The following is a 2,271-nucleotide window of genomic DNA, read 5'->3' as shown; positions in this document are numbered from 1 at the left end:
TTGTCCTGAGAAGCGCATAGGTTCTGTCGATGTATTGTTTTTGGACGACGGCATCCGGCGTGATGGAGCGGAAACTGGTGATAAAGCCGCCGAGCGTTGCCCGGATGACCCGGGCGTCGGCATATTCGATCTGCTGCGGAAATCCTGCAGAGATGGTGTTTCCGAGCTTGTCGACCTCGACGATGTACGGAACAAGCTTCACTTGCGTGCTCAGATACAACGAATAACCGAAACCGATCACCGCCATGCCGAGGCTCAAGATTCCGACCATCCGCCATGCCGAGGCCGCCCTCACGTAAGAGCCGTATCGTTCCGACCATTCCTGCCTCGCGGCAAGGTACGGGTTCTCGGGGGCGCGTTGCGCTGCCATATTGTTTTCCCTGTCTTGAATTTACGATTTGTCGTGTCGTTCCGGCGGCTGACCGGGCGAGGCTCCTTTGCCACGAGCCTGGTCGAGCTTCGCGTTCGCTAGGCCAAGGATGGAGCCGGCATAAGCGCCGGGCGACCCGATCGCCTTCTCCTTGGCTGCGGATCCTGCTGCTTGTCCGGCCGAGCCAAGGCCTGCACCCACTCCGCGAATAGCCGCTCCTCCAAAGGATGATCCGGCGGCCCGCGCCGCTTGCCCTGCTGCAAATCCTGCTCCGGCCGCACCTGCGGCCAGGAAGGCTCCGCCGGTTGCGAAAGACGCCGCCTGCCCACCATGCTGAATGGCTTCCATCCCGCCGGAAACAGACGCCCCCTGAACGACGCCCTGCATGATGTTTGGAACATACATCGCGATGATAAACACAACGACCGAGATGCCGGCGATCGCAAGTGTTGTGATGAACTGGTCGGTCTCGGCGGTAGGGGCCTGAGTCAGCCCTAAGAGGACGTCGGAGCCGATCTTAGCGATCATGACCAACGCCATGAGCTTCATGCCAACACCGAAAGCATAAACGAGATATCGGACAGCAAAGTCCTTGGTGAACGAGGATCCACCAAGGCCGAGCATGATCATTCCCGCGAGTAGGCCGACATACATCTCGACCATCACAGCCACGAAAATCGCTGCCACCAGCGAGAAGCAGATTACAACAATACCCATGGCGAGAACGGCTGCGATCGCAAGGGCATTATCCTCGAAGACACCGAACTTGGCCTGTTCCGACATCTGCGAAGCGACACGGATACCCGCATCGAACACCTCCGCAGGCGAAGCTGACCCGCTGCCGGCCCCGATCTGATAGAGACTATCGACAACAGCTTTGGCAAACGTCGGTCCCTGGGTCAAAACAAAGGCAAAAAAGCCGATGAACATGATCCTCCGCACAAGCTCAGCGAACCAGCTGTCGAGGGATGCCGACTGAATGGCGAGCCACACCGCGGCAATCCCTACCTCTATTCCGGCGAGGATCCAGAACAGAGACCTTGCCGCATCCATGATGGTTGTTTCCCAACCTTTGGCAGCGGAAGAAACCTGATTTTCAAGCTCTGTGAGGACTTGGCCCTGCTGTGCAAACGCAGGCCCGGCCAGCATAAGGCAGGCAAGTCCGGTTGCGAAAAAGATCAACTCGATCCGTGCCCTCACCATCTTGGACGCATTTCCTGGCCCTTTTCGATCGGGGGCAGGTCCTTATTCACACCGAAAAACTTCTCACTCATTTTGGATGCGGACCGATCGTCGGATTTCATGATGAACACCCTTGCTGCGGACACCGAAGCCGCCGCGACCAAAAGCGCGATAGCAATGACAACTGCGCGGCTCACCAGCGTGGCTCCATCTTCTGACCTTCGGGGACGGCACTGGTATCGGCGTTGAAGAACTTTTCCCGCCGAGCTTGTGCCAGATCCTTGTCGGTTTGCTCGCTTTGCAGCCACGTCCCCATCATCGTCATCTGCTGGGAGACGAGACCACGCAGCTTCTGCATTTGCGCAACCTGCTGCGCCGCAATTTCGTGGCCGACCTGGAGAGCTTTCATTTGGCCATCGGCCGATTCCGACATGTTTCGGAGGGAGCCCATCGTATCCTCCTCGCTGTCGAACTGGTCAGCCGTCAGGCTTGCAGCCTTGAGCGTGCTGGCGATGGTGTCGCGGTTGGTATCTGACCAACGGGCATAGTTCGAGGATAGGTCCGTCCCGTTGGCGGCGGCAGTCTGAAGATCAGCATAGGATTGAAAGCGCTGTTTCAGCACATCATCTGCGCTCCCCATCGAGAAAGAGATGCTCTGTCCCTGATCGACGATACTGCGGAGCTGATTGAGGTCGCTCTCCACCTGCCCCCAGATATGA

General features: G+C 58.1%; 4 protein-coding genes. All 4 read right to left on the bottom strand.

What is annotated here, in order from left to right; genetic code table 11:
• On the bottom strand, positions 1–370 hold a 370-nt coding region (locus RNA01_RS23065; RefSeq protein WP_268906711.1), incomplete at its 3' end, for a VirB8/TrbF family protein.
• Between the two features lie 21 nt (positions 371–391).
• Positions 392–1,573 (bottom strand): P-type conjugative transfer protein TrbL, encoded by a 1,182-nt coding sequence (gene trbL / locus RNA01_RS23060; RefSeq protein ID WP_147182423.1) that lies wholly within the window; start codon positions 1,571–1,573, stop codon positions 392–394.
• Positions 1,567–1,749: an entry exclusion protein TrbK gene (trbK, locus tag RNA01_RS23055; protein WP_147182422.1), complete on the bottom strand. Its 183-nt coding sequence runs from the start codon at positions 1,747–1,749 to the stop codon at positions 1,567–1,569. Before trbK ends, trbL begins: the two co-directional genes overlap by 7 nt.
• Positions 1,746–2,271 (bottom strand): P-type conjugative transfer protein TrbJ (gene trbJ, locus RNA01_RS23050; RefSeq protein WP_147182421.1); only part of this gene is annotated, 526 nt, incomplete at its 5' end. The genes trbJ and trbK, both read right to left, overlap by 4 nt.

It is taken from the genome of Paenirhizobium naphthalenivorans, from assembly GCF_007992095.1.
GTDB classification, from domain to species: domain Bacteria; phylum Pseudomonadota; class Alphaproteobacteria; order Rhizobiales; family Rhizobiaceae; genus Allorhizobium; species Allorhizobium naphthalenivorans.
The sequence above is the reverse complement of the archived record's forward strand: the minus strand, read 5'-3'. Positions and strand labels throughout refer to the sequence as shown.